Here is a 26,234-nt window from a genome sequence, read left to right as displayed (position 1 = left end):
GAGGGCAGCCCCGCCCCCTTTATCATCTGCTTACTAATTCAAAATTTTAAAAAAGGCTATGCTATTAAATTTCTAACCTAATTTTCTTTTTTGTATATGTGAAAACTTTTCTAATGTGCAATTGAAACGAGAAAGTGTAATTGTATGTTAAAATTGAATTATTTTTCTTTTAGGGTACCTGCTTTGATGATAATCATTTTATCAGGTTTGATATACTTCTTAATCGCATCATTTACCTGCTGTAAAGTCGCTTTTTCAATATCTTTAGGGTACTGGCCAATATAACTTGGTTCAAGTCCCCTTTCAATAAAACCTAAAATTGTTTTAGCCATCCCGTCTGTTGTTGCCATTCCGACTTTAAAACTTCCAATCAGATTGGCTTTCTTGTTTTCAAGCTCTTCTGCTGTAACTCCTTCTTTAACCCATTTATCTACCTGAACCATTGTAGCATCAAGTCCTTTTTGAAATAAATCCGGATTGAAAGATGCGTTTACAAACCAGTAACCGCCTGTTTCATTATTTCCTGCCATTCTTGATCCGATATTATAGGTTAATCCGTCATTGTCACGGACTGTCTGCATCAAACGCCCTGCAAAACCACCGCCAAGCGCATAATTCGCTATATAAAACGGAATATAATCGGCATCGGCTCTTTTTAAACCTGTAAACTGTCCAATAAATAACTCGGCACTTGGTTTTTCCGGAATAGTAATTAATTCTGTTTTTGCTGCAGCTTTTGAAGCTTCTTCGAATTTTAATTTTTCCGTTACACCGCCATTCCAGTTTTTGAATGATTTTTTTAATGAAGCATTTAAATTTGCTCCCTCAGTATCTCCTACAATTACAAAACGCATAGAAGCTGTTCCGAAATACTTTCTATGGAAAGCTTTTACTTCATCCAGAGTTGTTTTTTTTATATTTTCGATAGTTTCTTCAATGCTCAAACTATAATTTGGATTGTTTTTTGGATAAACCGCCTGAGACAAAGCTATATTACCTCTTTCTCCAGGATCATTTAGCATCTGTTGTACATTACCAATAAACTGCTGTTTTAAGTTTTCGAATTCTTTTGCATCAAACAATGGGTTTCGTAACTCTTCAGCCAATAAAGCAACCACCTGATCCATATCTTTTTTCAGGCATTTGAACCCGATATTGATTTTAAATTTCGAAGCGTCAATATTAATGTTCACACCTAATTTCTGCAGTTTTTCCGAAAACTTAAACTTGTCATTAAATGTTGTTCCCTTTGATAACATTGCTACTGTTAAATCCGGAATAACATCATTTTTAGTTTCACTGGCATAATTCCCTAATGAAAAGCTCGCCGCTACGGTTACGAAATCTTTAGCCGAAGTTTTTACTGAAACCACATCAATTCCTGCTACTTTTTCTCTTTTGAAAGCAGAAGCAGTTTTTTCTATATCAGTTGTTGAAATCGTTTCTTCCAAATTATTCTTAACTGGCAAAGAAACTGCTGAAGTATTTTCCTCATGAGCATGTCCGTCTGATTCGGGATGTCTGTAGTAAAACGGACCTTCCTTTTCCATAAAATTATTTGGCTGAGCAGTGCCTTCATTCTGCGAACCTGACTGCTTTGGCACAAAATAACCTGTTGTACTTTGGTCTTCAACTAAATATGTATTGGCAACGCGCAAGATATCGGCTGGCGCAACTTTTTTCAATCTGTCCACTCCTTTAACATACTCAGTCCAGTCTCCACAAGCAATTGCCTCATTCAATTCAGAAGCTATCGCACCAGAACCGTCACGCCCTAAAATAGTCTGAGCACTGACATTTGCCACAACACGGTTTATTTCGTCCTGACTTACACCGTTTTTCTGGATTCCAGCCACGACCTCGCTGATTTTTGCATCAATGTCTTCGTGTTTTGAAGTTGTCGGAAAACCAACTCCTATGGTAAAAAGTCCAACTTCTTTAAAGTTCGTTGCACTCGCATAAGAATAAATTCCCAAACCAGTGTCTACAAAGGTTTTGTTCAAAATAGCTGATGCTCCATTGCCTATAATCTGTCACAAAATATTTAAAGCCGGAAGATCTTCATGCAGTGCGCCAGGAATTTTATATGATTTATTGACAACACCCAATTCACCTGGTTTGCTTACAACAATTTTACGCGCTCCATATTGCTGTGGCTCTTCCGTATATGGCTGAGGCATTGCATGCGGTGCTTTTGTAATTTTTCCGAAGTATTTTTCTATTAGTCCAAAAACATTTTCTTTTCTAAAATCACCGATAATGGTTAAAGTCGCATTATCTGGCCAGTAATACGTATTGTAAAAATTACGCAGAACTTCAATTGGGGCTTTTTCAATATCCGATTTCCATCCGATTGTCGAATGATGGTACGGATGAGCAATATAAGCCGAAGCCCAGATTTCTTTGTCCAAAACACTGTTTGGATTATTCTCACCTCTTTCGAATTCATTTCTCACCACCGTCATTTCGGCGTCTTTGTCTTCTTTGGTTAATAAAGAATTACGCATTCTATCCGCTTCGATCTGCATAGCCAATTCTATTTTATCGCTTGGAAGCGTTTCATAATAATTGGTGCGGTCATACCAGGTTGTAGCATTCATCTCAGCTCCAGTATTCTGAAGTACATCAAAAATCGCATTCCCATTTTTTCTGTTGAAAGTCGGTGTGCCTTTGAACATTAAATGCTCCAGAAGATGTGTTGATCCAGTATTCCCTAAAACTTCATGTTTAGAGCCCACACGATAAACAATCTGCACCGTTGCAACCGGCGATGCATTATCCTGTAAAAGAAGCACGCTCATCCCGTTTGGCTGATAAAGATATTCTTCAATTCCGCCTAATTCCTGTACTTTTTTGAAATTGGCAGGAGTGGTTTGTGCATTCGCTGAAGCTATGGCCAGCATGATGAAAGCACTTTTGTAAAAAGGTATTTTTTTCATTTTAATTTAGAGTAATTTCTTTTGATTTTAATACTGGAGGGTAACATTTACGTGCATCACAAACCTGAAAATAAAGACCTGCATTTACAATACCTTTATTAATAGTATCGATTTTATAATACTGTATAAAATAAGGCTGATCTTCATAAATATAAACACCGTTATCGTATGGTTTACTTCGAGAATATTCTACTTTCTTACATTTTGTAAAACCTTCAGGAACATCAAATTGTACTTCTGTAACAACATAAGGTTCTGTATCAGGAACAAAAGCATAAATATGCCAGCCTGCATTAATGGAAGCTTTAAGAACAACAGCCAATTGTGTTTTATCTTCAGACCAAACTACATCTGCATTTACCTCAACGGGGTTTAAATCATTTGTTATTTCCGTTTTCAATGATTTCACTTTTTCTAAAGCTTCCGCTTTTAGTTTGGGCTGTACTGTAAAATCCTGTCCCCAGCACATTTTTACAGCAAATAAACAGGCTATTAGATAACATTTTACGTTCATTTTTTTAATTTTAAATTATATGGACTTTGTCAACTCTTTTATATCAGCTTCACTCCTTGGTCTGATTTTAGGATTTTTATTTTCATCTTTATTGATCCAGATGTAACCGCCGACCTGGGTAAATAACAGATCTTTTCTGTTTTTTGAATACCAGCTGCGCCATTCCTTTGGCAAACTGAAATTCTCTAACGTATAGCGGAGTAAAATTCTTTTTCCTTTCTGCACATCTTTGCCTTCTTCTAAAAGTTTGATCGCTTTGTCTAAAACTTTTACATCTGTATTGGCAATTTTTAGGCTTTTGATATCTTCATCTACAACAAGATCGTAAGAAGCCTCAGGTTCAGAATAAAAATAGGGTCTGTTTTCTTTTAAAAAACTTCTTATTTGCAAGGTATCTATACCCATACTTTTTGCCCAAGGCAGTCTGCTTACCATTTTCTCAAGATACTCTTTTCGAGTTGGTATTGGAGCTGCTTGGCTTTCAAAAATAATTTTATCATCCTCGCTCAATTCCTCGCCACGATCAATTTTAGCCTGTATTTTTAATTTATCAGCTTTATCTTTTTCTCCATATTTTATCATTGCATCACGGTAAGACTCGAACGATTTGGCAGTGGTATAAAACTCTAATTCATCAATAAATTCTTTTGTAGCAATACGTTCATTATACTTCCTTACAATTAACTGGTCCTTTTTATGTTTGTTCATATAAGCCACCGTATTTGCAAAAACGATTTTAGCTTCATCAGTCATATCATCTGGTGATCCTGCAAATCCCCATAAAAAGAAATTGCCATGTCTACCTAGCGCCACTGCTGTTTTTTGTTTAGAAGAAACCCCACCGGATATGATTTCAGAATTGGGTGCATCTTCAAAACCCCATCCGCGGGCAACCATACCAATTCGAACCCCATTACTGTTCTGATAACCGACTTTATCCACTTCCCACATTGGTATTTCAGCAGGCTCATCAAGTCCATCATAAGCTTCAAGTACACCAGAAGGCGTTGGCAGATTTTGCAGGGTTAAAGCAGTTTTAAAAGGGCCTTTAAAGATTTCATGATTCGTTTTGATATGGTGCGCATGCCTGTCTAGGCAAAGGCAATACCAGTCTAATTTAGAACCTAAACTGCTGCCTATAACTGAAGCGGTATGCGCTATAAAAATAGAGGAGCTATTAAATTCATTACTCAAATATTGCGTTGGTTCTATACTTGCAATTTCGCCTGTTACAGGATCATTGTGTATAACCCTGTCTTTAATTTTTGAAGGCACTTCATCAAATATGGTGACATCATAGTTCTTTGACATAGCTTCTTTATAATCGCGCGGATCAACTATAGCTACAATTGTAAAATATTTTTCCAGAAGATTTTTAAAAGCTACGCTTCTTTTTCCATATCCTTCTATAAATTTTTCTTTTGTCATACCGCCATTAACTGAAGTAGATTCCGCATTAGGAATTGGCTTATCTTTACTATAGCCGATATACAAGACTTTTATGTTTTCTTTTTCCTGACTAAATGAATCTACTGATGACAGACATAATCCTATGACCAGCATTCTAAAAATCGTTTTCATATTATTTGTTATTTTTAATTAAGAATATCCGCAAAGCGTTTTAAAATTTACTTAAAGCCACAGATTAAAAAGATTACATCTCATTTAGAACAAACCATCAACTTGAGTTATTCTCTATATTAAACTCTTTATTAAGCAATAAAAATCTGGTTAAATATTATTTTTGGATAGTTCAAAGTTTAATTCAAATACGGTATCATATCATACCGTATTTGAATTATTACAATTCAGTTAGTATTTATTCTGAATAATTACATTCTGAGAAGAAACTATTTCAGTATTAGGAATTGGTCTTGCAAACTTTCTTGATTTTAACTCCAGAGTATAATTAACAGGAGCTCCTGTGCCTGTAATACCTGATGCTGAGTATGGGAAAAAGGTTCTAGAAATTACAACATCATCAGCAGGAGAATCATTGTTGTTGAAACGTCTGATATCAGCCCAACGGGTTGTAAATGGCATCTCTCTTCTTCTCTCCAAGAGTATCTTTGTAAGGGCATCGCTTTGAGAAGTCGCACTCAAATCACGCACATTGGCAGGTGCAGAAGCATCGATTCTAGCCACTCGCAATTGATTTACAGTTTGGATTCCCTGAGCCCATTGTCCCTGTCGAGCTTCACATTCCCCTTTTATCAATAGCATCTCTGGAACAGACGGACCATTTAAGATATCTGATTTATAGAAAAAGATATAACCAGGATAATCGTAAGCCGGATTATTGGCGCCACGGCTGTATGAATACCCCTCAACTATGTGATATTTATATCTTAAATCGTATGTTTTATCAAAACAATTCAGCAAATCTTGTGAAGGATAATAATTCCATGAACCATTTTCTAAAGCTCTAAAAAAATAGGACTCCCCCCATTGCAATCTATCCGTAGCATCAGACTGCACATCATGCGTATAAGGATACTGAATGTTATAGATCTGCTGCGTCGGATTAAAAATAGTTACCGAAGACGGGATGGTCGAGTAACGCATTTCGGTATTGTAATTGCGTAGATAGCTTTCTTCAGTCAAAGCTTGTTCCGCATATAATTTAGCATTTGTATAATCGTTTTTGGCCAAATAAAATCGCGCTGCAAAACCTTTTACCGCAACCGTACTGGCTCTCCATGTTCTCTTTAATCCATTTACAGTCTCTAGAGGTCTTGTAATCTTTAATGCTGCAGCTAAATCAGCAGCCATAAAATCCCAGGTCTCTTTTAGGGTCGCTCTTTTCAAAGATTGAGTAAAACTGGCTGATGTTTTGATCGGAAGTCCCATCTCGTCCATATTTTCAGAACTAAACGGCAGGCAATACACATTGGCCAGCTGAAAATAACTGTAAGCTCTTATAAAGTGTGCCTCCGCCTCCAACTGGGCCTTTTCATCTGCTGTACCGCTAACTGAAGGAAGTGTTTCCAGAATCATATTGGCATAAAATACTTTTTTCCACTCACCGCTCCAAAAAGCAGAAGTTATATAAGGCTGGTTTTCAGTACCCCATACTGCCGAATAAAGATCCTGCAATGATAAATATCGATTAAAATTTTGATAAAAAGTAACGTCCACTGCAAAATCATCAGAACCGAAAACCACTTCTGATGAAGGTTCTTTATACAGCTGATTGTAATTATTTAAAAGACTTTCTAAATCTTCTATAGTAGTTGGAACCACTGCAGAATTTTTTGAAGGACTTTCATCTAAATAGTCATTACAGCTTATTATAGTGGTACCTAAAGCAAATACTAGTATATATTTAAAAATTTTCATGACGGTCTGTATTAAAAATTAAAGTTGAAGCCTAAAATCAAAGAGCGCTGTAATTTTAAACCTCCTCTAGGATATTCCGGATCCTCTCCATATTTATTGAACAAAATAGTCCCCAAATTATTAGCCTGTACAAAAAGATTGAATGAATCCAACCCTATCATAGATATTACTCTTTTATCTAATGAGTAAGTTAAATTTACTTCCTGAAAACGAATGTGCGATGCATCAGCTGTTAGATAATCCATATTATTTGTTAATCTTGGGTAGAAAAAATACCTGAACTCATCAGTAGAAATTGGAACTATCTGATTTGGATCACTATTTACAACTTCGCTATAATTCGAGTTAGCTCCAGAATTTCCTTCTGTTCCTGTTGGATAATTGAATCCCTGACGTCGGAATACATGACCCCATTTTGCTGTAACAATAAACGAAAGATCAAAATCATAAATTTTAAACGAATTTCGCATACCTATGTTATATGGTGCAACAGAAGTCCCTTGTGGTTTTAAAAAGGTTCTGGCATCCCCGGGAACATATGAAGTAATATTTACAAGCTGATTATTTGCTCCGATAACTGCTGGTTTTATATTCGGGTCGGCTTCTGTACCAAAATTATGCATACCGGCATATTGATACGACCAGATGGTATTGGCGTTATATCCCTGCACATAACTATAGGTAGGATCTCCACTACTTCCGTTTAGATTGTAATCAAAATAGCTGTCTACAAAAAAATCAGTGATTTCATTTTTGTTGTAGGCAAAGTTAAATGAGGCATCCCAACCAATGTTTTTGGTAATTGGCAATGATGTACCCAAAATAACTTCTATACCTTTGTTTATCATCTCCCCATTATTTAATTTTTGTGAAGTCGTTCCATTCACTGCAGCTATAGATTGATTCACAATAAGGTCATAACCTCTTTTATGATATAGGTCTACACTTCCAAAAAATTTATTATTAAATAGACCAAAATCAACCCCAATATTTTTATTTTCTGTTTTCTCCCAGCGAAGATCCGGATTTCCAAAACTTGCAAAAGTGGATTTTGGTTCTAAAGTCACATTATCTAAAGCTGTATTTCTGCTTAAAAGCGGTTTGACAGAAATCGAATTATCAAGATTACCATTAAATCCGTATGTAGCTCTCAGCATTAATCTATTGATAGTATTACTATTGCTTAAGAAATTTTCATTAGCTATATTCCAACTGGCACCAACAGACCAGAATGGATCGTATCTCATTTTAGGATCCTCTGTAATAAAATTGGAAGCATCGGTACGGTAACTACCTGTAACGGTATATCTTTTATCATAAGTGTATCCTAAATTAGAAAACATTGAAACATAACGAGTCGTTCGTTCCGTCTGCTGAGTAACGGGAACTACATTAAAAGGAAAAAGATATTGTGCATATGACAGTGGATCACCCCACCACATATATGACGTATTGTATGGATTTAAAAGCTGTGAGCCTGTCAGTCTTTCCGGATCATACCCGAACTGGTCCGGATATTGAATTGTTTTAACAACCAAATTGGAAATTTCTGAACCAGCAATAAAGTTTATACTGTGTAAATCTTTGAACGTTCGGTTAAAATTAAGCTGGTTCCTGAAATTGTAGGAATGATTGTTAATTGTATTGGATTGCAAAATACCTCCGGAAGGAACGTTTTGTATTGGTTTTGAATCATCAAAATAATATTCAGAACTTGCATTTATAAAATTTCTAACTGCAAATGTTTTGTCACTTGAATAATTATTGGCTTCACTTTTAAAAATTTGGTATTGAATCTTGGAATTAAATGTTAATCCATCGATAATTTTAAAATCCAATCCTGCCTGAATACGGGTGTTTAATTGCTCTGTATTAAAATCTCTATTCTGAACTTCCGTAATTGGATTATACGACCAATCTGAATATGCGAATTTATCTAAAGGGAAAAAAGCATTCACATTAGGCATATAGTATTTCAAATACGACATGTCTGTGTAATTCCCATTTCCATCTACCAGCATATCCCATGGAGCCAAACCTTTGATAACATCAAGCATGCTTTGACCGCCATATAGGTATTGAGGGAAACTGTTGCTCGAATTGGCATCAATATTCCTGTATTGCAGCATTCCTGCAAAATTGAAATCTATAAATTTATTCAGGTTAGTAACATTCGAAAAATCAACTTGGTATTTGCTGGATTTGTCCCCGATGAAAAAGGTCTTATTATCCTCATACAATAGTGAAAGATTGTTTTTCATTTTCTCGCTGCCACCGGCAATATTAAAATTATATTGTCTGGTAATTGGAGTCTGCAATAAATACTTCTCAATTTGATCCTTATTATTCAAAGTACCTAATCTATTTAGTGTAGCATCTCTTTCTGCAGTAGAGATTCTTCCTAGATTGGCTTCGATCATTGCAGTCATGGCCAATGATCTTGGGAAATAATCTGTAGGAGATTCACTATAAGGCCATCCTGCATAAAAATTATCCGTATCAAAAGCCATTTGCTCGTACTCAATTGTTTCTTTTGACGAAGCTAAACTCGTAGCATAATCAACATCCAATTTAGGCGATATCCTCATAAAAGAAGAGAAAGAAACTTTGGTTTGTCCCTTTTTAGCCTTTTTAGAAGTCAATACAATAACGCCGTTTGCAGATTTTGCCCCCCATATAGAAGCTGCAGCCGCATCTTTTAAAACAGTAACTGATTCTATATCGTTCGGGTTGATGCTATTGAAGCCTCCTTCTATTGGAAAACCGTCCAATACAATAAGAGGCTGTGCGTCTGCAAACAAACTGGACTGGCCACGAATCTGGAATTCGATAGAGCCATCAGCGTTGATCTTACTCTGCATACCAGCTATACTGCCTACTAATCGCTCCGCAATGCTTGAAGAAGGTTTCTCTAATTGCTCTTTACCCACATTTTGGTAAGATCCTGTACTTCTTTCCTTAGAAATTTCCTGAAAACCGGTAGATACTATTTTAATTTCATTTAAAGTGTTGGATTCCTCAATCAAAACCACATTAAACTCTGATTTATTGTCAATTTTAATCTCCTGTGTTGCAAATCCAAGATATGAAATAATCAGGATATCATCAGTTTTTCCTTCAATACTGTACTGCCCGCTAAAATCAGTAACAACAGCTGTTTGACTTCCTTTTATTTTTACTGTAGCTCCTACAAGAGGCATACCATTCTTATCTATAACTTTTCCTTTAATGGTTCTTTGTGCTTCAATTGGCTTTTTAGCAGAAGAAATATTGCTTTTTGGTTTAATAATAATGGTATTGTCTTTGGTTATTGTAAGATCAAAACTTTTATCTGGCAGACATTTTTCAAGCAGATCATTGGCATTTACAGTACCTTTTTTCAATTTTACTTTAGGGGCATTTTTGAAGTAGTTTGCTTCAAAAATAAAATTATAGTCTGTCTGACTGGAAAGTATTTCCAAAACTTCATTTACAGTTACAGTCTTATCAGCATCAATTGTCACCTTTGTTTTTTGTGAAAACACATCTGAAGGCACAAAACCGAAAACAGTGGAACAAAACAGAAATATAAATGTCCTCATAAGATAAATAATTATTTTTTCCCTGCCAGGAAAAGAAACAATGGTTGATTTTTTCATAAATTTGGTTATTGATTAATTTTTGTTTGAATTAATTAATGTTTAAAGAGAATATGAGGTTGGTTTGGTCAGAGATTCGAACCTCAGTTCTCTTATTTTTTTGGGCCAGGGTTACTGTCTTTTGGTTTATTTCATACTCTATATTGTTTAGGGTTTTAATTGTAAATAAAATATCATTAATATTCTGATTCTTTCTAAGAACTCCCGTGAACTTCATGTTTTTGATGTTTGAATTGTCAAATACTACCTTCACGTCATACCATCTTCCTAGTACCTTCATTATTTCTTCAAGAGAACGATTTTCAAAATTGAATACTCCGTCTTTCCATGAAACGATTTTCTGAGCATTAACTACCCTGTTTTCAATGCTTTGATCATTAAGCTTCACTATTAACTGATGGTTGGGCTTTAAAAGTTCATAATGCTTTTTATTGCTCAGAGCAACACTTCCCTGAACAAGTGTAGTGTAGATAGAAGTTTCATCATTATATGCCTTAATATTGAACTCGGTTCCCAGAACCTCTACTTGCTGTCCTTTGGTTTTAACTATAAAGTGAGATCCACTATGATGAGTGCTTGGCGATACTTCAAAATAAGCTTCACCATATACCAAATCTACACTGCGGGGCAATCCATCAACGAAGTGATTGGGAAATTTAAGCTGTGAATCGGAATTCAGCCATACTTTTGTGCCATCAGCCAATTGTAGCTGAAACTGTCCGGCACGGGGAATGGTTAAATAATTATACTCTATTTTACTACTTTTTGCCTCATAGGTAATGATTTTATCATTAGCGGAAATACCATTGGCGCTGTAAACATTCCCTTGACCAAGTACAATAGTTTTTCCATTGCCTAAAACTAAAGTGGCTTTATCACTACCAGGCTGAATAACCGTTGTGGTTACTACTGCATTGGCTGGATCTAAAATTGTTTTTTGTGTATTGTTATAGAAGTAGAAACCTAAACCTGCCAAAACCAATATGGCTGCGGCGTATCTTAAATAGTTTAGGTAATAGACTGGTCTGTTAATTTGGGATTGAATTTTTCTCCAATCATCTTTTTTATTGATTAAGGCCCTTAATTTTTTGCGCTCCTCTATTTTTTCAGGATCGGTTACCTCTTTAAGTATATGTTCTTTTTGGGCGTTAGTAAACAGATCTGAATGATGAAGTTCTTTAGAAGCAGTATTCTTTAAAATTGCTACCGCAATTTGACTGGAAAGCTGTATTATTTTATTTAATATCTTCATAGTCGAAAAAGTCTTTTATACTATGACGATTTATTATTACCTGAGTATTAAAAAAAAATGAAGTTTTTTTATTTTTTTTTCAAATTCACTGATTTTACTGAGGCATTTTCAAGCAAAGTACTTAACTATTTTCACCTTTAAGAATAAATAACCATAAAAACACAATAAAACTTGTTTTTTTTAAAGGTAGGTATGCCCTAAAAATTGCATGGAATTAACAAACTACTTATGGATATCAAACACAAAAGCTATAAATACAAAATAATTGCCTAATAAATGCTTAAGCTTTTTATAAGCGATACTCTTTTGAACCTTTACAGTATTAAGCGAAAGATTTAAATCATCAGCAATTTCCTGATTGCTCTTTCCTTTAATACTTAATTTCATGATTTTGGCACATTGGGCTGGTAATGTATCAATAGCATTATCAATAATATTTGCTGTTTCGGCAATTGCCACTTCCTGAAGAAAGAAAGGGTCCGCCTCAACATCTGCAAAGTCGACTTTATCAGACAATAGGAAAGTGCTTTTGACCTGCTTGCTTTTAAGGTAATCTAAAGAACGGTTGCGGACAGCGGTATATAAAAATGACTTGACATAGGCACTGCCGTGGAACTGGGTCTGTTCTTCCCAGATTTTGATGAAAATATCCTGCACAATATCTTTTGACAGATCCAAATTATCAACATATTTATTGGCAAATAAACACAGAACTTCATACATCGTTTCATAAATGTTTTTATATTCTTTAATTGATAATGTTTTTACTTCTGCCATACTGGTCTACACTGTTAAAATACAGTGTGAAATGGGTGGTATTTATAAAATTTTGTGTTATTACGCTTTTCAAAGATAGTGGTTTTAGAGATATAAAAAAATATCGACATTTGGCAATGGGCTTTGAGCTATAGAAATTGCAATCGGCTATACTGTTTACTATATTTTTATATTCTAAGACAAGCTTAGAGTTAATATTTATCTACTAGAAAATACTAAGCCAGCTAAAGATTTATTGACTTAGCTGGCTTAGTATTTAAACAATATTCATTTTTAAATTATTTTTATTTCACCTAATTATTTTTATCTCCATTCTTTATCAATTGAGTTTTTAATCTTTTAAATGTAAAAAAGAGCTGTCTAGCCCGACAACTCTTTTTGGTCTTTCAATGAATAAATCAACAATGTAACTTCTAAAATAAAATATTATGAAAGACTAACTATTAAATTGTAAAAAGAACTGTAAATCTATTAATCCTTATTCTGATAAACCTGTAATTAATATAATGCTCACTGCATTCATTTTATAAATATAGAATTATTGACAACCGAGGATTCCTGACGAATTACTTGCAGTATTTCACTTTTAGTGAATTGTCTGAAATTTTTCTGCTTTCTCCAATACTTTTTAAATAATTTCAATGCTTTCATGTTAATTATATTTAAAAGGTTAAACCATTTCTTTGTAATTTTCTGTTTGTACATCAAAGCTGCAATTGCATGATAATAGGTATGAATTCCTGTAACATTAGAACAAGGTATGCCAATGACCTAAAACTAAAAATTAAACCAATAAAACAGATGATTTTATCTCTGCTAATTTTACATCAGTTTAATTTAAGAAAACCCTTATTTATTCTTTTACTCAATTATCTTTTTTAAAATCCTTCTCTGTAAATTCAACCGTAAATTGCTTTGTCGTAGGTGGCAAACACATAGCATTAGTACATGCCATATATTTTATTTTAAAATTTAAACTCGAAGCTGTCTTAGATTTAAGTTTTAACTTTTGAATAAAAATAGCGCCCTTAGAAAAATAAGGCGCGTTCGGCTTACTATCCTGATCTGCCGATTTAGCTTCAATTTCTCCAATTAATTCTATATTACTATTTTCTTCAAAAATAATTTGTGTTGGCAAACCTAAAGAACCGCCTGATTCTTTCAAGGGATAAATATGCCATGGTGCATTGATAACCGCTGTTATGACCAAATTAAAGGAATCAGCCGTAATAATTTGCTTTTCAAATGACCATGAAACGGGATGGTTTTTCTGAGAAAAAACCGTAAACACACAGCAAAACAGCACAATAACAAATAGTAGCTTTTTCATTTGCTAACTTAAGTATTAATAGATATATATTATTTTGTCAATTCAATTATGTCGTTTTACAACATTTCGCCGCACATTCAATGAAATGATACTGATTAAGAAAAAAAAACTTTTTTTTTCTTAATCAGTATCTGTTAATTATCTTTTCCGCGAGCTAATTCTACCATTTGTACAACTTCTTCAGCAACTTCTTCATCTGTTCCCTCAAAACCTGATACTTTAAAACGTATCATGCCATTGCTGTCAATTATAAATTTAGCCGGAATTCCATCTATCTTAAAAGATGAAGCTGCAGGAGGACGTTTAGTATTTGGATTAACTAAATCCATATATAAATCAAAACTATAGTTTCTCTTACTGAGGAATTGTTTTGCGTCAATTAATGGGTGTGGAACGTTATCCCATGTATGAATAAATAGAAATTTCACTTCTGAATCGTTAGAATATCTATTTACTGCGAGTTTCATTGCTGGAAATGAAGCTACACAAGGACCACACCAGGTAGCCCAAAAATCTAACACAATAGTTTTTCCTTTAAAATCAGCCAAAATCACTTTTTTACCATCTACATCTGTCACATAAAAATCAGGGGCTTTTTCATTAATTAAAAGTTTTTCTACTTTAGATTTAATTTTATTAACAAATCCTTGCTGTAAAGTACTTAAATAAGCATTGACGTCTTTATCAGGATATAATTTTGCATAAGCTTTTCTTACCTCTTCAAGATATTCTTTACTATTGTTTCCATCTTGAATAGCCTTAGCTAAAATGGGCAGGGATTCTTGATAATTTGCATCAAATATTGAGGACAATAATGCATAATTTTCTTTTAGTTCTTTATCTTTATTTTCAAGATTGTCATAAGCTTCTTTAGTATATTTATATGACTCTTTATAATTGCCTTTCTTTAGAAGCAACTTAGCATACAGATCTACATATTCATAATAAACGGGCTGAGGATCAATTTTAAATGAACTATCGACAACCGTTAAGTTTTTGATTTTTTGTGCACTGTCTAATTCTGCCGTAAGTATTTGCAAAGATTTTTCAAAATCTATAGGTATCAATAAATCAATGTTCATTTTTATTGCCCCCACTCTATAGACTTGGTCTTCTATCGAGTTGATGTAAGCCATCATTTTGGAAGCATCTGGCAGTTCTGCATACGCCATAGCTACAAAATTTTTCTCAAAATCCATATTTAGGGTAGGATATGTTTTTTGTAACGATTTAAAATGTACTTCTATATCATTTGCGCCCCCTGTTATATCTGAAAAAGAGAACAATCTTGCCATCTTTGCCTCATTACTGTTTGGATACTTGTCATTAACTAATTTTATTGCAGCAGCTTTTTTTGATTTATCTTTACTGTAATATTGAACTAATACTAGTAAATCTTCTGAGGTACCCTGTTCTAGATTTTTGATTTTACTCTGAAGCACCACTGGATTTTTTTCGTTTTGTAACGATGCTAACTTAGACTCATCATTTTGATTCTCCTGAGCCTGTACATTTAAAGTACATAGGATTAAAAGGATAAAAAAAATTATTTTCATAACTATATTTTGTTTTCTATTGCGAATATGTGAACCCTGGTTTATATTTTAATTGAACGCTTTTTTGTAATTTCTATCATAGCTTTAAGCTTGTAATATTCCCTATCAGTTGATCCTGCATACCCAACAGCGTAGAAACGAATATTCCCTGTAGGGTCAAAAATTATTTTAGTTGGTGTTCCTTGTATATTATATGCCGTATTTTCTTCATCTCTTAAAACATCAAGAGTAATACCTTTTTGCTTAACATAGGCTTTTACTGTCGGTTCTGTTTCAAATATATTTATGACAAACATTTTAAAGTCATTTTTCTTGTAATCTGCTATTACTTTCTCAAAACCGTAAAATGCAGAAACACATGGTGTACATAATGTAGTCCAAAAATCTATTGCCAACACTTTTCCTTTATAATCACTTAAATTAACCGGAATACCATTTAAATTTTGTAATGCTATATCGTATACTTGTTTATCAGCACTAAATAATGTTACATTTTTGCTGCTATCTTCGGGGTCTGGAATTGTGCCTTCAAGTTTTTTTTGAGGGGATGAAATATAATTTGCCTCAACTTCTTTATAATATTTTTCATAAGCATCCTTTTGAAGGCTATTTATAAGTTCGTCGGCACCTTTGCTGGTACCCTTTAATTTTTTATAAACTTCTTTAAAAGTTGGAATCATATATGGATTTGATTCAGCTTCTTTTAAGGCTTTATATAGTATATCATAAGCAGCTTGATGGTTACCGGCAGCAGACATGACAATGGCATAACGGTTTAAATAGTTTGCCTGCATATCTTTAAAATATTTTATTTCCCGAGCAGAACTTCCTTGATCTTTGGATGATTTTTCAATTAATTCTTGAGCAATCTGAATATTTCCAAGCATAGCATTAGATGCCGCATTCAATTCCATAAGAACGGGTGTCCTGCTGACTCCATCCTCTAATTTTTGATTTTCCAAATCTTCTAAAAGTTCCGCTGAAATATCCTTAACATCATTATACTTTTTCTTTTCATCAAATAATTTCTCAAGCGCACTTACCAGATACATAAATTGACGTGCAGAAAATCGGGGATTACTTTTTTTATAATATCGATAACGTTCTACATTTCCCTGTGCCAGCCACTGAACTGCAAGTTCGGCTCTAAAATCATTGCTAGCAGATACATTTGTCGGATCACTAGAAAATTCCTTAAGCATTTTATTGTATTGTTTTTCTTGATCTTCAACACTCTCGATCAAAATAAAATCGTCAATACTATATTTGCTTTTTACAGATTGCTGAGCAAAAATGGTTTGTACCATTAGCATCAAAAAAAATATATTTTTCATATTTATATTGTTTTAGTTTAACGACCGTTACTTTAATAATTCAGAAAGTCTCTTTTCCAATTCCTCACCTCTTAGGCCTCTATCAACGATATTCCCATTTGGATCAATTAAAAAATTATCAGGAACCATGCTTACTTTGTAGAGTACCGCAGCTGCATTCTCACCACCTTTTAAATCACATAATTGCAGCCATGGCAGTTTATCTTCTTTTATGGCTTTCAGCCAGTCTGCTTTTTTCTCATCAAGTGAGACTGCCAAAATGGTGAAGTTTTTACCTTTAAATTTATTATAAGCAGCCAAAACATTCGGATTTTCAGCTCTGCACGGCACACACCAGCTTGCCCAGAAATCCAGCAGTACGTATTGTCCTTTATATTTTGACAAGGTTACCGGATTGCCATTTGCATCATTCATTGTGAAGTCCTGCGCTTTAATTGTTCCGGACTGAAAAACTAATGCATCGTCTAAACGTTTTTTCCACGCAATTACTTTTGGTTCATTTTTCATTCGGCTGCTTAAAGCATCATACATTGGTTTCACCAATCTCGGCTGCATGGCACCCTGAACAAAAATATCTATCAAATCAACACTTACGTAGCAATCCGGATTATCTAGAACAAAATCATTGATGACCTGCAGAATATTACTCATTTCAATCTGCTTGCCACCTAATTTTTTCTGCTCATCAAGAAGTTTTTTTTGGTATTTCTCCCAATACTTTTGCTCAATATTACCACCTTGATAAGCTGCCATGCCGTCCTTATCAAAAGTTATCCTGATATCTCCATCTGAATAAACAAGGGCTACGTTTTTCATGTTGTTTGCAGCATCTTCCTTTACTGGCTTGGATTGAATCAAATTCACTTCCGCCAGCTGCGGTCTGCGAACTTTTCCCCTAAATTCAAACTCACCGTTTACAACTTTAGCCGTATCGGATATGTATTCAAATCCCTCATCAGGCGGATAAGACAATACGGCTTTTACAGCCTTGATGTTTGAAGGGATACTTCCTTTAATAGTATAAGATGATTGTGCACTTAAACTTGAAGTCTTTAATATGATTCCAAGCATTACAATTGCTATTTTTTTCATGTTCTTATTATTTTAAATAAATTATACAACTCTGTTTTTAAATTGAAAAAGAAGCTTTTTTTTACTGTTTGAACTTACTGATACCTGTATTGAGCCAGTTTAGGTAATCCTCAACATTTGGCGTATAAGCCACCGGTTCGACAAGGTTGTTTTCATTGCTATCCATAAGTACATAAAAAGGCTGTGAATTAGCTTTGTATCTAAGGGTCTGCATTTCACTCCATTTCTGTCCGATATATTTCAATTTTTTTCCTGGATTAAGCTGAGAATCGACAATTTCATCGGCTTCCAGTTTTCTTTTATCATCCACGTAAAGTGAAATCAAAACCACATCATTTTTCAGTATTTTTAATACTTTGGGATCCGGCCACACATTCTGCTCCATTTTTCTGCAGTTTACGCATGCCCAACCTGTAAAATCTATCATTACCGGTTTGCCTGCTTTTTTTGCGTAAGCCATTCCTTTATCATAATCATCAAAAGCCATGATATCATGAGGAGCAAGTAAATGAGCTCCATCAGGAAGATCTCCGTGTGTGCTTGCATTATCTGCTGTTCCCGATGCTTTTGATCCACCGACTCCGTATGGAGACTCACTATATTGTTGCGGAGGAGGGAAAGCACTAATCAAATTAAGTGGAGCACCCCAAAGTCCCGGAATCATATAAATGGTAAAAGAAAGAACTACAAGTCCAAGGCTTAGTCTTCCCACCGAAATATGGTTCAGAGGTGAATCATGAGGAAGCGTAATTTTGCCAAACAGATAAAAAGCTAGTGCTCCAAAAATAGCAATCCAGATCGCCAGAAATACTTCACGTTCCAAAAGATGAGTTTGTATTACCAAATCAGCATTCGATAAAAACTTAAATGCCAGGGCCAGCTCAAGAAAACCTAGTACCACTTTTACTGTATTCAGCCATCCACCAGATTTAGGTAACGCATTAAGCCATCCCGGAAAAGCAGCAAACAAAGAAAACGGAAGCGCTATTGCTGTAGAGAAACCCAGCATTCCTACTATTGGTGCAATACCCCCTTTGGAAGCTGCCTGAACTAAGAGTGTTCCCACAATTGGACCTGTACAAGAAAAGGATACGATAGCCAAAGCCAAGGCCATGAAGAAAATCCCTATCATTCCTCCCCTGTCTGCCTGAGAATCTACTTTATTGGCAAGAGAACTCGGCAACACAATTTCAAATGCACCCAGAAAAGAAATCGCAAAAAACACTAAAATGAGAAAAAAGATCACATTGAACCATACGTTCGTTGAAAGCGCATTTAAAGAATCTGCGCCAAAAACGGCCGTTACAATGGATCCCAGCAAAACGTAAATAATGATAATAGAAAGACCATAAATTACCGCGTTGCGAATACCTTGCGCTTTATTTTTACTTTGTTTAGTAAAAAAACTCACCGTCATTGGAATCATCGGAAAAACACACGGAGTCAGAAGCGCTGCAAATCCAGATAGAAAGGCTAAAAAGAAAATAGTAATTAATCCTTTTTCTGTGTCTACTCCTTTATCCTCAGAAGCTAAAGTAGTTGCCTTATCTGCTGTTTCTTTTTTGCCAGAAGCACCAGAAGCCAGATCAAAAGTAAGTTCAACTTCTGTTGGAGGTAAACATTTTGAATCATCGCAGGCCATAAACTCAACTAAAGCCGTTAAGCTGTTTTTGGTTCCTGATACCTCTATTTTCTGCTCAAAAACTGCGGTGTTTTCAAAATATTTAATCGTCTTTTTAAAGACAGGATCCAAAGCGGTATGCCCCTCTCCTTCGATAGTATTGCCTATAATTTTAAACGCTCCGCCCTGGTCGTCAAATATGAAACTTGTAGGTGAAGGTCCGTTTTCAGGAACATTTTGTGAATACACATGCCAGCCGGCTTCGATGGTGGCTTTTGCGGTTAATTTATATTCGGTATCAGATATTTTCTCAACTGAAGTTGTCCATTTAACAGGCTCCAGAATCTGAGAGTTGCATAAGGAAACAAAAAGAAAAGAAAATACAAATAATAGTTTTTTCATGAGATTACTGCTAATTACAATTTGATTTATTTAATATCGAATACCAGATCAACTTCTTTTGGAGGAAGACACTGCGAATCATTGCATGTCATATATTCAACTACTACATTTACTTTGAATTTGCTGTTCGGTTTTTTAAGTTTGATGCGTTGTTTAAAAACAGCTTTCCCTTCAAAATAAGTAATCTTCATTTTAAAAACCGGATCGTTAACGGTATGTCCCGCATCTTCATTGGTATTTCCTTTTTTTAGGTAATTTGCATTCGGCTCAAAAACAAAACTCGTTGATGAAGGTCCGCCCTTAGGCACACTTTGGGAATAAAGATGCCAGTTTCCGCTTATTGTTGCAGAAGCTATTAATTCATATTCAGAAGCAGATATCTTCTTTACTGCCGTTGTCCATTTTACGGGATTCATTATCTGCGAAAAAACATTGGCACTTATTGCCAACAATAGAAATAGAAATATTTTTTTCATGAGAATATTTTGTATTAAACCTGTTGGGTGTAATTATTTTAAAATTTCACCCAACGGGTTATATTAACTTGTTTGTTTATAATTGTGGTTTGAATACTATTTGATATGACTTCGCTTTCTTTAATAATTTCGAAGTAAAATCGGCAATGTCTTTCTTAGTTACTGACTTCACTATATTTTCAAAATTTTCAGCCTTATCCATATTGTAACCTTCTCTGTAAAAATTAGTCAACAGTTCGAGATCGTATGCATTTACATCTTTTTGCTGCTTTCTGTCTTTCAAATAATTGGTCAGTATTTTATCCAGATCTTTTTGATCAATATCACCTGCAGCCATTTTATTGATTTCTTTGTGTACAATCGATATCAGTTTATCTGTTTTTTCCGGATTACAATCAAACTTCACAAATAAAACAGCTTCCTGAACTGGTCTCTTTACAACGCCTCCATAAGTACTCGCTCCGTAGGTACCACCTTCTTCTTCTCTTAGGGTTTCATCATATCTTAGTTGCAGCATATCTGCTAAAATGCGCGCCAACATCTGATTTTTTAAGTTATAGGTAAACTCCTTTTTAAAACAGATACTAACCGAAGATTTTGGATCTGACATTTTCAAATACATCGTTTTATCAGTATTTGCTTTAAGCCAGTTCACAGAATTATCTTTCCATTGTTCTCTTGTTGATGTTGTATTTATTCCTGCAATATATTTTTCTAACAACTGTTTTAGTTTTTCTTTGTCGATATCTCCTACAAGAAAAAATTCAAAATCGGCAGCATTTCCAAAGCGGGCATTATAGACAGATTTTATTTTATCAAATGTTATAGCCTCAACATATTCCTTGTTAAAAAGACGTTTTTTCGGATTGTTAAGTCCGTATAAAGCCACAACTGTACTGTCTTCCATTTTTTCCTGTATGTCTTCACTTCTGCTTAAGACCCTGTTGTTGAAATTTTCCATAACAACATTGTAAGCATCCTGGTCGAATCGCGGTTTGGTAAACTGCAGATATACCATCTGAAGCATTGTTTCTACATCTTTTGTCACAGCAGATCCATTTACATTCTCTGTTAATGCACCGATATTTGCTGAAACCTGCGCTGTTTTTCCGGCCATTACTTTTTGAAGATTCGCAGCTGAATAATCACCTAAACCGGAATATTGCATAACAGCTCCCAATGCAGAAGATGAAGGTAGATCTTCATCAGCAAGTAATGAGTTTCCTCCGTAACTTACTGCCTTAAGCTGCACATCATTTTTATTCTTATTGGCATATTTGTAATACACTTTTATGCCATTACTCAAAGTAAATTCCGTAGCACCTAATTCTCTATTTTGTTTTTCTGCAACGATAGCTCCTTCCTTGATAACAATATCTCCTATCAGGCTTTTTCCTTCAAACGCATCTTTATAAGGCTGAAGATTTTTATCATTCTCTATATCAGAAAGAATTCCTGATGCTTCTTCTTTCGTTAAATTATTTTCGCCTTTTACACCGTTAACGACAACAAATCTATTTTTAGTTGTAAATAACTTTTTAAGACCATCCTGGATTTCGGTACTGCTTAACGTACTTAAAATTGACTTTACAAGATCATACTCTTGCTCAATATCTGTCATCGTTTCATTAAAAAGGTAATTCATCTGAATAACGCTTTCAATTTCTTCATGCGTTAAATCCTCTTTTGAAATTATTTTGTTCTGGTATGAGTTTTCAAACTCAGCTACAGTACGGCTGATTTCAGAATCAGTAAAACCGAATTTCACAGCTTTATAAACTTCAGTCATAACTGATTTAAACGCTTCTTTCTGCTGGTTCTGCTTCGGCTGGATGTAAACATTAAAATTTTTCGTAGTTCTGGCGTCTATATTATAATCCACACTGGCATCTAAAAATGGAGCCGTCTTATCCTGAGCTTTTTCACTCAATCTTTTGTACAGCATGTTCATTGCCATAACATTAATAAGATCTTGTTTTAATGTGGCTGTGGTTTGATTTTCTAAATTTCTGTGATGTCTAATGCCGAATGAAATTGAAGAAGTTGTAATTTCAGCATCCATACCCAAACCATACAAAAGTTCATTGTTGTCAGCGATTTCAACTAGCTCACGCTTTTTTGGATTCTTGACCGCAGGTATACCGGAAAACAAAGATTTAATTTTATTTTCTATTACAGACGGATCAATATCGCCAATAATAGCTATCGCCTGCAAATCAGCCCTATACCAGTCATGATAAAAATCACGGATGGCATTATATTTAAAATTCTCTACAATATCCATAGAGCCAATTGGTAACCTGTAAGCGTACTTTGAATTATTATATAAAGTACCAATAGTCTGTTCAAGAATACGCATATTTCCATTTTGACGCGTACTCCATTCCTCTTTTATCACGCCTCTTTCGGCATCAATTTCCTTGTCAGTCAGTAAAAGATAATGCGACCAATCATGCAGGACTAGCAATCCCTTGTCAATCATCTCATTTGTACTTGGGATATTGTTAATATTATATACGGTCTCATCAAAACTAGTGTATGCATTAATATCACGGCCAAAAGACAAACCATGTTTTTGCATGGTATTTAAAATCCCCTTTCCTTCAAAATTTTTGGTTCCGTTAAAAGCCATATGTTCTAAAAAATGCGCCAATCCTTTCTGATTATCATTCTCCAGAATTGATCCTACATTTTGAATAATATAATAACTTGCTACTCCTTTTGTTACAGCTGTTTTCTTAATATAATAAGTCATACCGTTGCCTAGAACACCTTTTATGATGCTCTTATCTACGGGCAAGGGCTCGTTTAGATTATTTTTTTGAGCCTTTAACGTCAAAGTAGAGACGCCGATAAACAGATATAATATAACTCTTTTCATTTTTCGATTGATTGATTCAATTTGATTATTATTTTTTGTTTTTATAATGACACAATCACTTGTGAATCCTTATTTTTAAAGGGTTGTATAAACAACCCTCTCACATCATTTACGGTTGCTTACTAATTCAAAATGGTAAATAATGAAATTTTTTATTTTGCAAGTTTTTAGGACTTTTGAAGAATAGTATTAATTTCTTCTATTATAGATTCCGAATCAGAAGGATGTGGAGCCGTTGCATTGACCACTCTGCTTTCTTTATCAAAAAGAAGAAAACGAGGTATCATTTCTATACCGTAATTCACACACAAATCAGATTTAAGATTGTTATCGACTATAAGCTGTTTCCAGTCATGAGAATCCTTGGTTATCATTTTATTCCACGCATTTTTATCAGAATCTACAGAAACACTGATAAACTCAATTCTGCCATCTCCTTTATACTTTTCAACCAATGCCTTAAAGTGCGGTGTTTCTATAATGCAAGGTGCGCACCAGGTTGCCCATACGTCGATATAAACTGCTTTTCCTTTAAAATCAGATAATCTAAAGACTTTACCACTGCTGTCTTTCATTTCAAAATCCATTGCAACAGCTCCTTTACGAAGCGCTTTAGCTCTCTGTCTTTCCTTATCAATTGCTGCAACTGAAGATGCATCTGTGCATATTTTTTTATAAAAATCAAAAGAAGCATCAATTTCGCCAGTACCTCCCCTTGAATAAAAATCCTTCATTATCATTGTAGCCATTGCATTGCGTGCACTTTGATGAGGAACTACTTTGTTTAACGTTTTAAGGATTTCTATCATATCAATGTCTTTATATGGCCCCATTAAAAAGAAAATGAAACTCTGACCAATTTTCGTAAACAACTTTGAGTCGGTAGAAGTCCATGCAGCTGACTTTAAAAATGCATCATATTGCGCATCCCCATCATACTTTGATACATCGCCATTACTTCTAACAATTTTTTCTTTCGCAGTAAACTCATATAAAAAATTATTAAATACCCATTCCTGTTTAATTTTGGTATTATAATTAGCTATAAAGCCTTGATTTTTTGTTTCCGAAAGCTCTTTTTTCAACTGGTCTACTATGCTGTTTATAAAAGTTGAATATGGTGCATATGTTTCAAAAGAATGAAGCTTCTCCGTAATCAGGTAATGCTTCTGCAGTTTGTTTACATAGTTCTTAATCAAAAGATTTTCCTTGGTATTACTTCCAGAAACTCCATAATTACTATCATCTTCCTTATCAGTAATATCAACAGTAACATTATACTTTCCTCCCGGTTTAAAGTAAAGTTTATAAGAGGTCTGATCTATATAAAGAACGGCATCATACAAAGATTTAGCTGAAGCAAATTCTGTTTTAAAAACACCATCTTTAGACACCTTTAGATTCAAGTCTTTTCCTTGCTCGTCATAGGCATCTTTAACAATAAAAACATCTTCGCCCTGATATCCTTTTATTGAACCTGAAACTGTTATTTTGCCTTGCGAAAATGAAGTTATGCTTATCAGAAGTAAAACCGCACTTATTATATTTATAATTTTACATTTCATCTTTTTGTTGAAATTTAAGTTGTGTTGTTTTTGGGTTAAATAGTTTTTCTATGAAAAGTCAAACCTGATAATTTTTAAAATGTTGGCTGAATATTTTTTATCTCACCTGCTGTTTTTTTTGATAAACAACAGCAGGTAAAAGAAACAATAACAGTTCTCTGAAGTCTTACTTAGTTACTTCTTCAACCTTATCATTAAGAGCCTCTCCGGTTAAATTTTTGGCAACAATATTACCAGCCGGATCAATTAAAAAATTACTTGGCACAAACGTAACGCCATAAGCTCTTCCAATAGATTTGTCTGCGGTCTGCTCGTCAATTACATTAAGCCATGGAAGTTTGTCTTCTTTTACTGCTTTTAACCATGCATTCCTGTCTGAGTCTATAGAAACAGAGATGATATCAAAATTTTTATCCTTAAACTTATTATATACTTTAAGGACATTTGGATTTTCTGCTCTGCAAGGGCCGCACCATGAAGCCCAGAAATCAATCAAAACAAACTTTCCTTTGTAAGCTGCTAATTCTTTTTTAACTCCGTTTACATCTTCTAATGAAAATAAGACAGCTGGTTTTCCAATTGCATTTCTCATCGTTTTTTCAGCTATGCTTTTTAATTCTACAGCCATTTTTCCAGCTTTTACTTCTTTAGACAATCCGTCTACAGCTTTAGAAAGTCTTTCTGCATCAAAATTCACGAGGTCTGCATTTAAAGCCAAAAGAGAAATTTTACTATCAGAATGCTTTTCTGCAAATTCATACGGATAATCAAGAAACTGCTTTTCCTTTAATTTGAACTGGGCTGCTAATTCTGTACTTTTTGCATCGCGTGAACCAATACTATCAGCAACGTGCTTTTTCTCCTTTAATTGATAATACTGTTCCTGTAATTCTTTATACTGCTTACTGTAATCATTAAAAAGATCCTGGCTTTTACTATCTGTTTCCAATTTTGCAGTATCGAGATTGTTATGGCCTGATATTTCGTAAGTACCCCCTTCCAAAAAGAAATTTTTCATTGTGTTAAAAGGCAGTTTGTTTAGTAAACTCCCTACTTTATTAAGATAATCAATATCTACTTTAGTATACCCTTCTACATAAGGCATAAAAAAAACACTGGCAGCTGATCCGAAGGAGCTTCCCTTGAATTCAAATTCCCCATTTTTTGAGATGAACTCTTCTTTATGCGGCTTATTCTGGTCATCCTGATAGGTAAAATAAACTATTATAGGACTAGTAATTTTTGTAAATTTTCCCTTCACAACAAATTCATTTCCTACCGTTTTCTTTTCTGAACAGCTTATTAAAGCCGAAGCACTCAGTATTATAATCAGTGCTTTAAAAATTATTTTTTTCATTTTTTTGCTATTTATTAAATTCATTATTCTAATATTATCTGGAACCATAGCTATTACATAAGTCACAACTACGGATATATATCTTCACCTTTTCTTTCACTACATGCCATTATTAAAAGGCAATAAGCAATACTATTTTTTTCATTGCATGTTTAGACAAA

General features: G+C 34.3%; 15 protein-coding genes and 1 pseudogene. All 16 read right to left on the bottom strand.

Annotated elements, in window-relative coordinates; all coding sequences use genetic code 11:
• Positions 1–158: 158 nt before the first annotated feature.
• The 16 genes and pseudogenes from GWR14_RS01125 to GWR14_RS01045 all read right to left on the bottom strand — a co-directional run bounded on the left by GWR14_RS01125 (position 159) and on the right by GWR14_RS01045 (position 26,073).
• Positions 159–2,801: pseudogene (locus GWR14_RS01125) on the bottom strand (M16 family metallopeptidase).
• Positions 2,802–2,940: 139 nt separating this feature from the next.
• Positions 2,941–3,453 (bottom strand): protein-disulfide reductase DsbD domain-containing protein, encoded by a 513-nt coding sequence (locus GWR14_RS01115; protein WP_163407109.1) that lies wholly within the window; start codon positions 3,451–3,453, stop codon positions 2,941–2,943.
• Positions 3,454–3,468: 15 nt separating this feature from the next.
• Positions 3,469–5,034 carry a hypothetical protein gene (locus GWR14_RS01110; protein WP_163407108.1) on the bottom strand — a complete coding sequence of 522 codons (1,566 nt, stop codon included), beginning with the start codon at positions 5,032–5,034 and terminating at the stop codon, positions 3,469–3,471.
• A gap of 231 nt (positions 5,035–5,265) precedes the next feature.
• Positions 5,266–6,792: a RagB/SusD family nutrient uptake outer membrane protein gene (locus tag GWR14_RS01105; RefSeq protein WP_163407107.1), complete on the bottom strand. Its 1,527-nt coding sequence runs from the start codon at positions 6,790–6,792 to the stop codon at positions 5,266–5,268.
• 11 nt (positions 6,793–6,803) lie between these two features.
• Positions 6,804–10,430, bottom strand: coding sequence for a SusC/RagA family TonB-linked outer membrane protein (locus GWR14_RS01100; RefSeq protein ID WP_246236250.1), 3,627 nt, complete (start codon positions 10,428–10,430; stop codon positions 6,804–6,806).
• Positions 10,431–10,461: 31 nt separating this feature from the next.
• A complete protein-coding gene (locus tag GWR14_RS01095; protein ID WP_163407106.1) occupies positions 10,462–11,682 on the bottom strand; it encodes a FecR family protein in 1,221 nt (406 codons plus the stop codon).
• Between the two features lie 222 nt (positions 11,683–11,904).
• Entirely contained in the window at positions 11,905–12,459 is a 555-nt protein-coding gene (locus tag GWR14_RS01090) for an RNA polymerase sigma-70 factor (RefSeq protein ID WP_163407105.1), read from the bottom strand.
• Positions 12,460–13,324: 865 nt separating this feature from the next.
• Entirely contained in the window at positions 13,325–13,789 is a 465-nt protein-coding gene (locus GWR14_RS01085; RefSeq protein ID WP_163407104.1) for a protein-disulfide reductase DsbD domain-containing protein, read from the bottom strand.
• 134 nt (positions 13,790–13,923) lie between these two features.
• On the bottom strand, positions 13,924–15,345 hold the full coding sequence (locus GWR14_RS01080) for a TlpA family protein disulfide reductase (protein ID WP_163407103.1): 1,422 nt from the start codon (positions 15,343–15,345) through the stop codon (positions 13,924–13,926).
• 41 nt (positions 15,346–15,386) lie between these two features.
• A complete protein-coding gene (locus GWR14_RS01075; RefSeq protein ID WP_163407102.1) occupies positions 15,387–16,679 on the bottom strand; it encodes a TlpA family protein disulfide reductase in 1,293 nt (430 codons plus the stop codon).
• A 27-nt stretch (positions 16,680–16,706) separates the two neighbouring features.
• Positions 16,707–17,771 (bottom strand): TlpA disulfide reductase family protein, encoded by a 1,065-nt coding sequence (locus tag GWR14_RS01070; protein WP_163407101.1) that lies wholly within the window; start codon positions 17,769–17,771, stop codon positions 16,707–16,709.
• A 61-nt stretch (positions 17,772–17,832) separates the two neighbouring features.
• Positions 17,833–19,794 carry a protein-disulfide reductase DsbD family protein gene (locus GWR14_RS01065; RefSeq protein ID WP_163407100.1) on the bottom strand — a complete coding sequence of 654 codons (1,962 nt, stop codon included), beginning with the start codon at positions 19,792–19,794 and terminating at the stop codon, positions 17,833–17,835.
• A gap of 26 nt (positions 19,795–19,820) precedes the next feature.
• A complete protein-coding gene (locus GWR14_RS01060) occupies positions 19,821–20,270 on the bottom strand; it encodes a protein-disulfide reductase DsbD domain-containing protein (RefSeq protein ID WP_163407099.1) in 450 nt (149 codons plus the stop codon).
• A 76-nt stretch (positions 20,271–20,346) separates the two neighbouring features.
• Positions 20,347–23,151 carry a M16 family metallopeptidase gene (locus GWR14_RS01055; RefSeq protein WP_163407098.1) on the bottom strand — a complete coding sequence of 935 codons (2,805 nt, stop codon included), beginning with the start codon at positions 23,149–23,151 and terminating at the stop codon, positions 20,347–20,349.
• A 167-nt stretch (positions 23,152–23,318) separates the two neighbouring features.
• Complete coding sequence (locus GWR14_RS01050) at positions 23,319–24,716, bottom strand: TlpA family protein disulfide reductase (RefSeq protein WP_163407097.1); 1,398 nt, start codon at positions 24,714–24,716, stop codon at positions 23,319–23,321.
• A 166-nt stretch (positions 24,717–24,882) separates the two neighbouring features.
• On the bottom strand, positions 24,883–26,073 hold the full coding sequence (locus tag GWR14_RS01045) for a TlpA family protein disulfide reductase (protein ID WP_163407096.1): 1,191 nt from the start codon (positions 26,071–26,073) through the stop codon (positions 24,883–24,885).
• Positions 26,074–26,234: the final 161 nt, after the last annotated feature.

It is taken from the genome of Flavobacterium ajazii (genome assembly GCF_010614725.1).
In the GTDB taxonomy this organism is placed as follows: domain Bacteria; phylum Bacteroidota; class Bacteroidia; order Flavobacteriales; family Flavobacteriaceae; genus Flavobacterium; species Flavobacterium ajazii.
The sequence above is the reverse complement of the archived record's forward strand: the minus strand, read 5'-3'. Positions and strand labels throughout refer to the sequence as shown.

Excerpts from the sequence above, each read along its gene's own strand:
- GWR14_RS01100 (WP_246236250.1), bottom strand. The coding sequence starts at position 10,430 with ATGAAAAAATCAACCATTGTTTCTTTTCCTGGCAGGGAAAAAATAATT.
- GWR14_RS01090 (WP_163407105.1), bottom strand. The coding sequence starts at position 12,459 with ATGGCAGAAGTAAAAACATTATCAATTAAAGAATATAAAAACATTTAT.
- GWR14_RS01095 (WP_163407106.1), bottom strand. The coding sequence starts at position 11,682 with ATGAAGATATTAAATAAAATAATACAGCTTTCCAGTCAAATTGCGGTA.
- GWR14_RS01085 (WP_163407104.1), bottom strand. The coding sequence starts at position 13,789 with ATGAAAAAGCTACTATTTGTTATTGTGCTGTTTTGCTGTGTGTTTACG.
- GWR14_RS01075 (WP_163407102.1), bottom strand. The coding sequence starts at position 16,679 with ATGAAAAATATATTTTTTTTGATGCTAATGGTACAAACCATTTTTGCT.
- GWR14_RS01060 (WP_163407099.1), bottom strand. The coding sequence starts at position 20,270 with ATGAAAAAAATATTTCTATTTCTATTGTTGGCAATAAGTGCCAATGTT.
- GWR14_RS01070 (WP_163407101.1), bottom strand. The coding sequence starts at position 17,771 with ATGAAAAAAATAGCAATTGTAATGCTTGGAATCATATTAAAGACTTCA.
- GWR14_RS01110 (WP_163407108.1), bottom strand. The coding sequence starts at position 5,034 with ATGAAAACGATTTTTAGAATGCTGGTCATAGGATTATGTCTGTCATCA.
- GWR14_RS01050 (WP_163407097.1), bottom strand. The coding sequence starts at position 24,716 with ATGAAATGTAAAATTATAAATATAATAAGTGCGGTTTTACTTCTGATA.
- GWR14_RS01115 (WP_163407109.1), bottom strand. The coding sequence starts at position 3,453 with ATGAACGTAAAATGTTATCTAATAGCCTGTTTATTTGCTGTAAAAATG.
- GWR14_RS01045 (WP_163407096.1), bottom strand. The coding sequence starts at position 26,073 with ATGAAAAAAATAATTTTTAAAGCACTGATTATAATACTGAGTGCTTCG.
- GWR14_RS01065 (WP_163407100.1), bottom strand. The coding sequence starts at position 19,794 with ATGAAAAAACTATTATTTGTATTTTCTTTTCTTTTTGTTTCCTTATGC.
- GWR14_RS01105 (WP_163407107.1), bottom strand. The coding sequence starts at position 6,792 with ATGAAAATTTTTAAATATATACTAGTATTTGCTTTAGGTACCACTATA.
- GWR14_RS01080 (WP_163407103.1), bottom strand. The coding sequence starts at position 15,345 with ATGAAAATAATTTTTTTTATCCTTTTAATCCTATGTACTTTAAATGTA.
- GWR14_RS01055 (WP_163407098.1), bottom strand. The coding sequence starts at position 23,151 with ATGAAAAGAGTTATATTATATCTGTTTATCGGCGTCTCTACTTTGACG.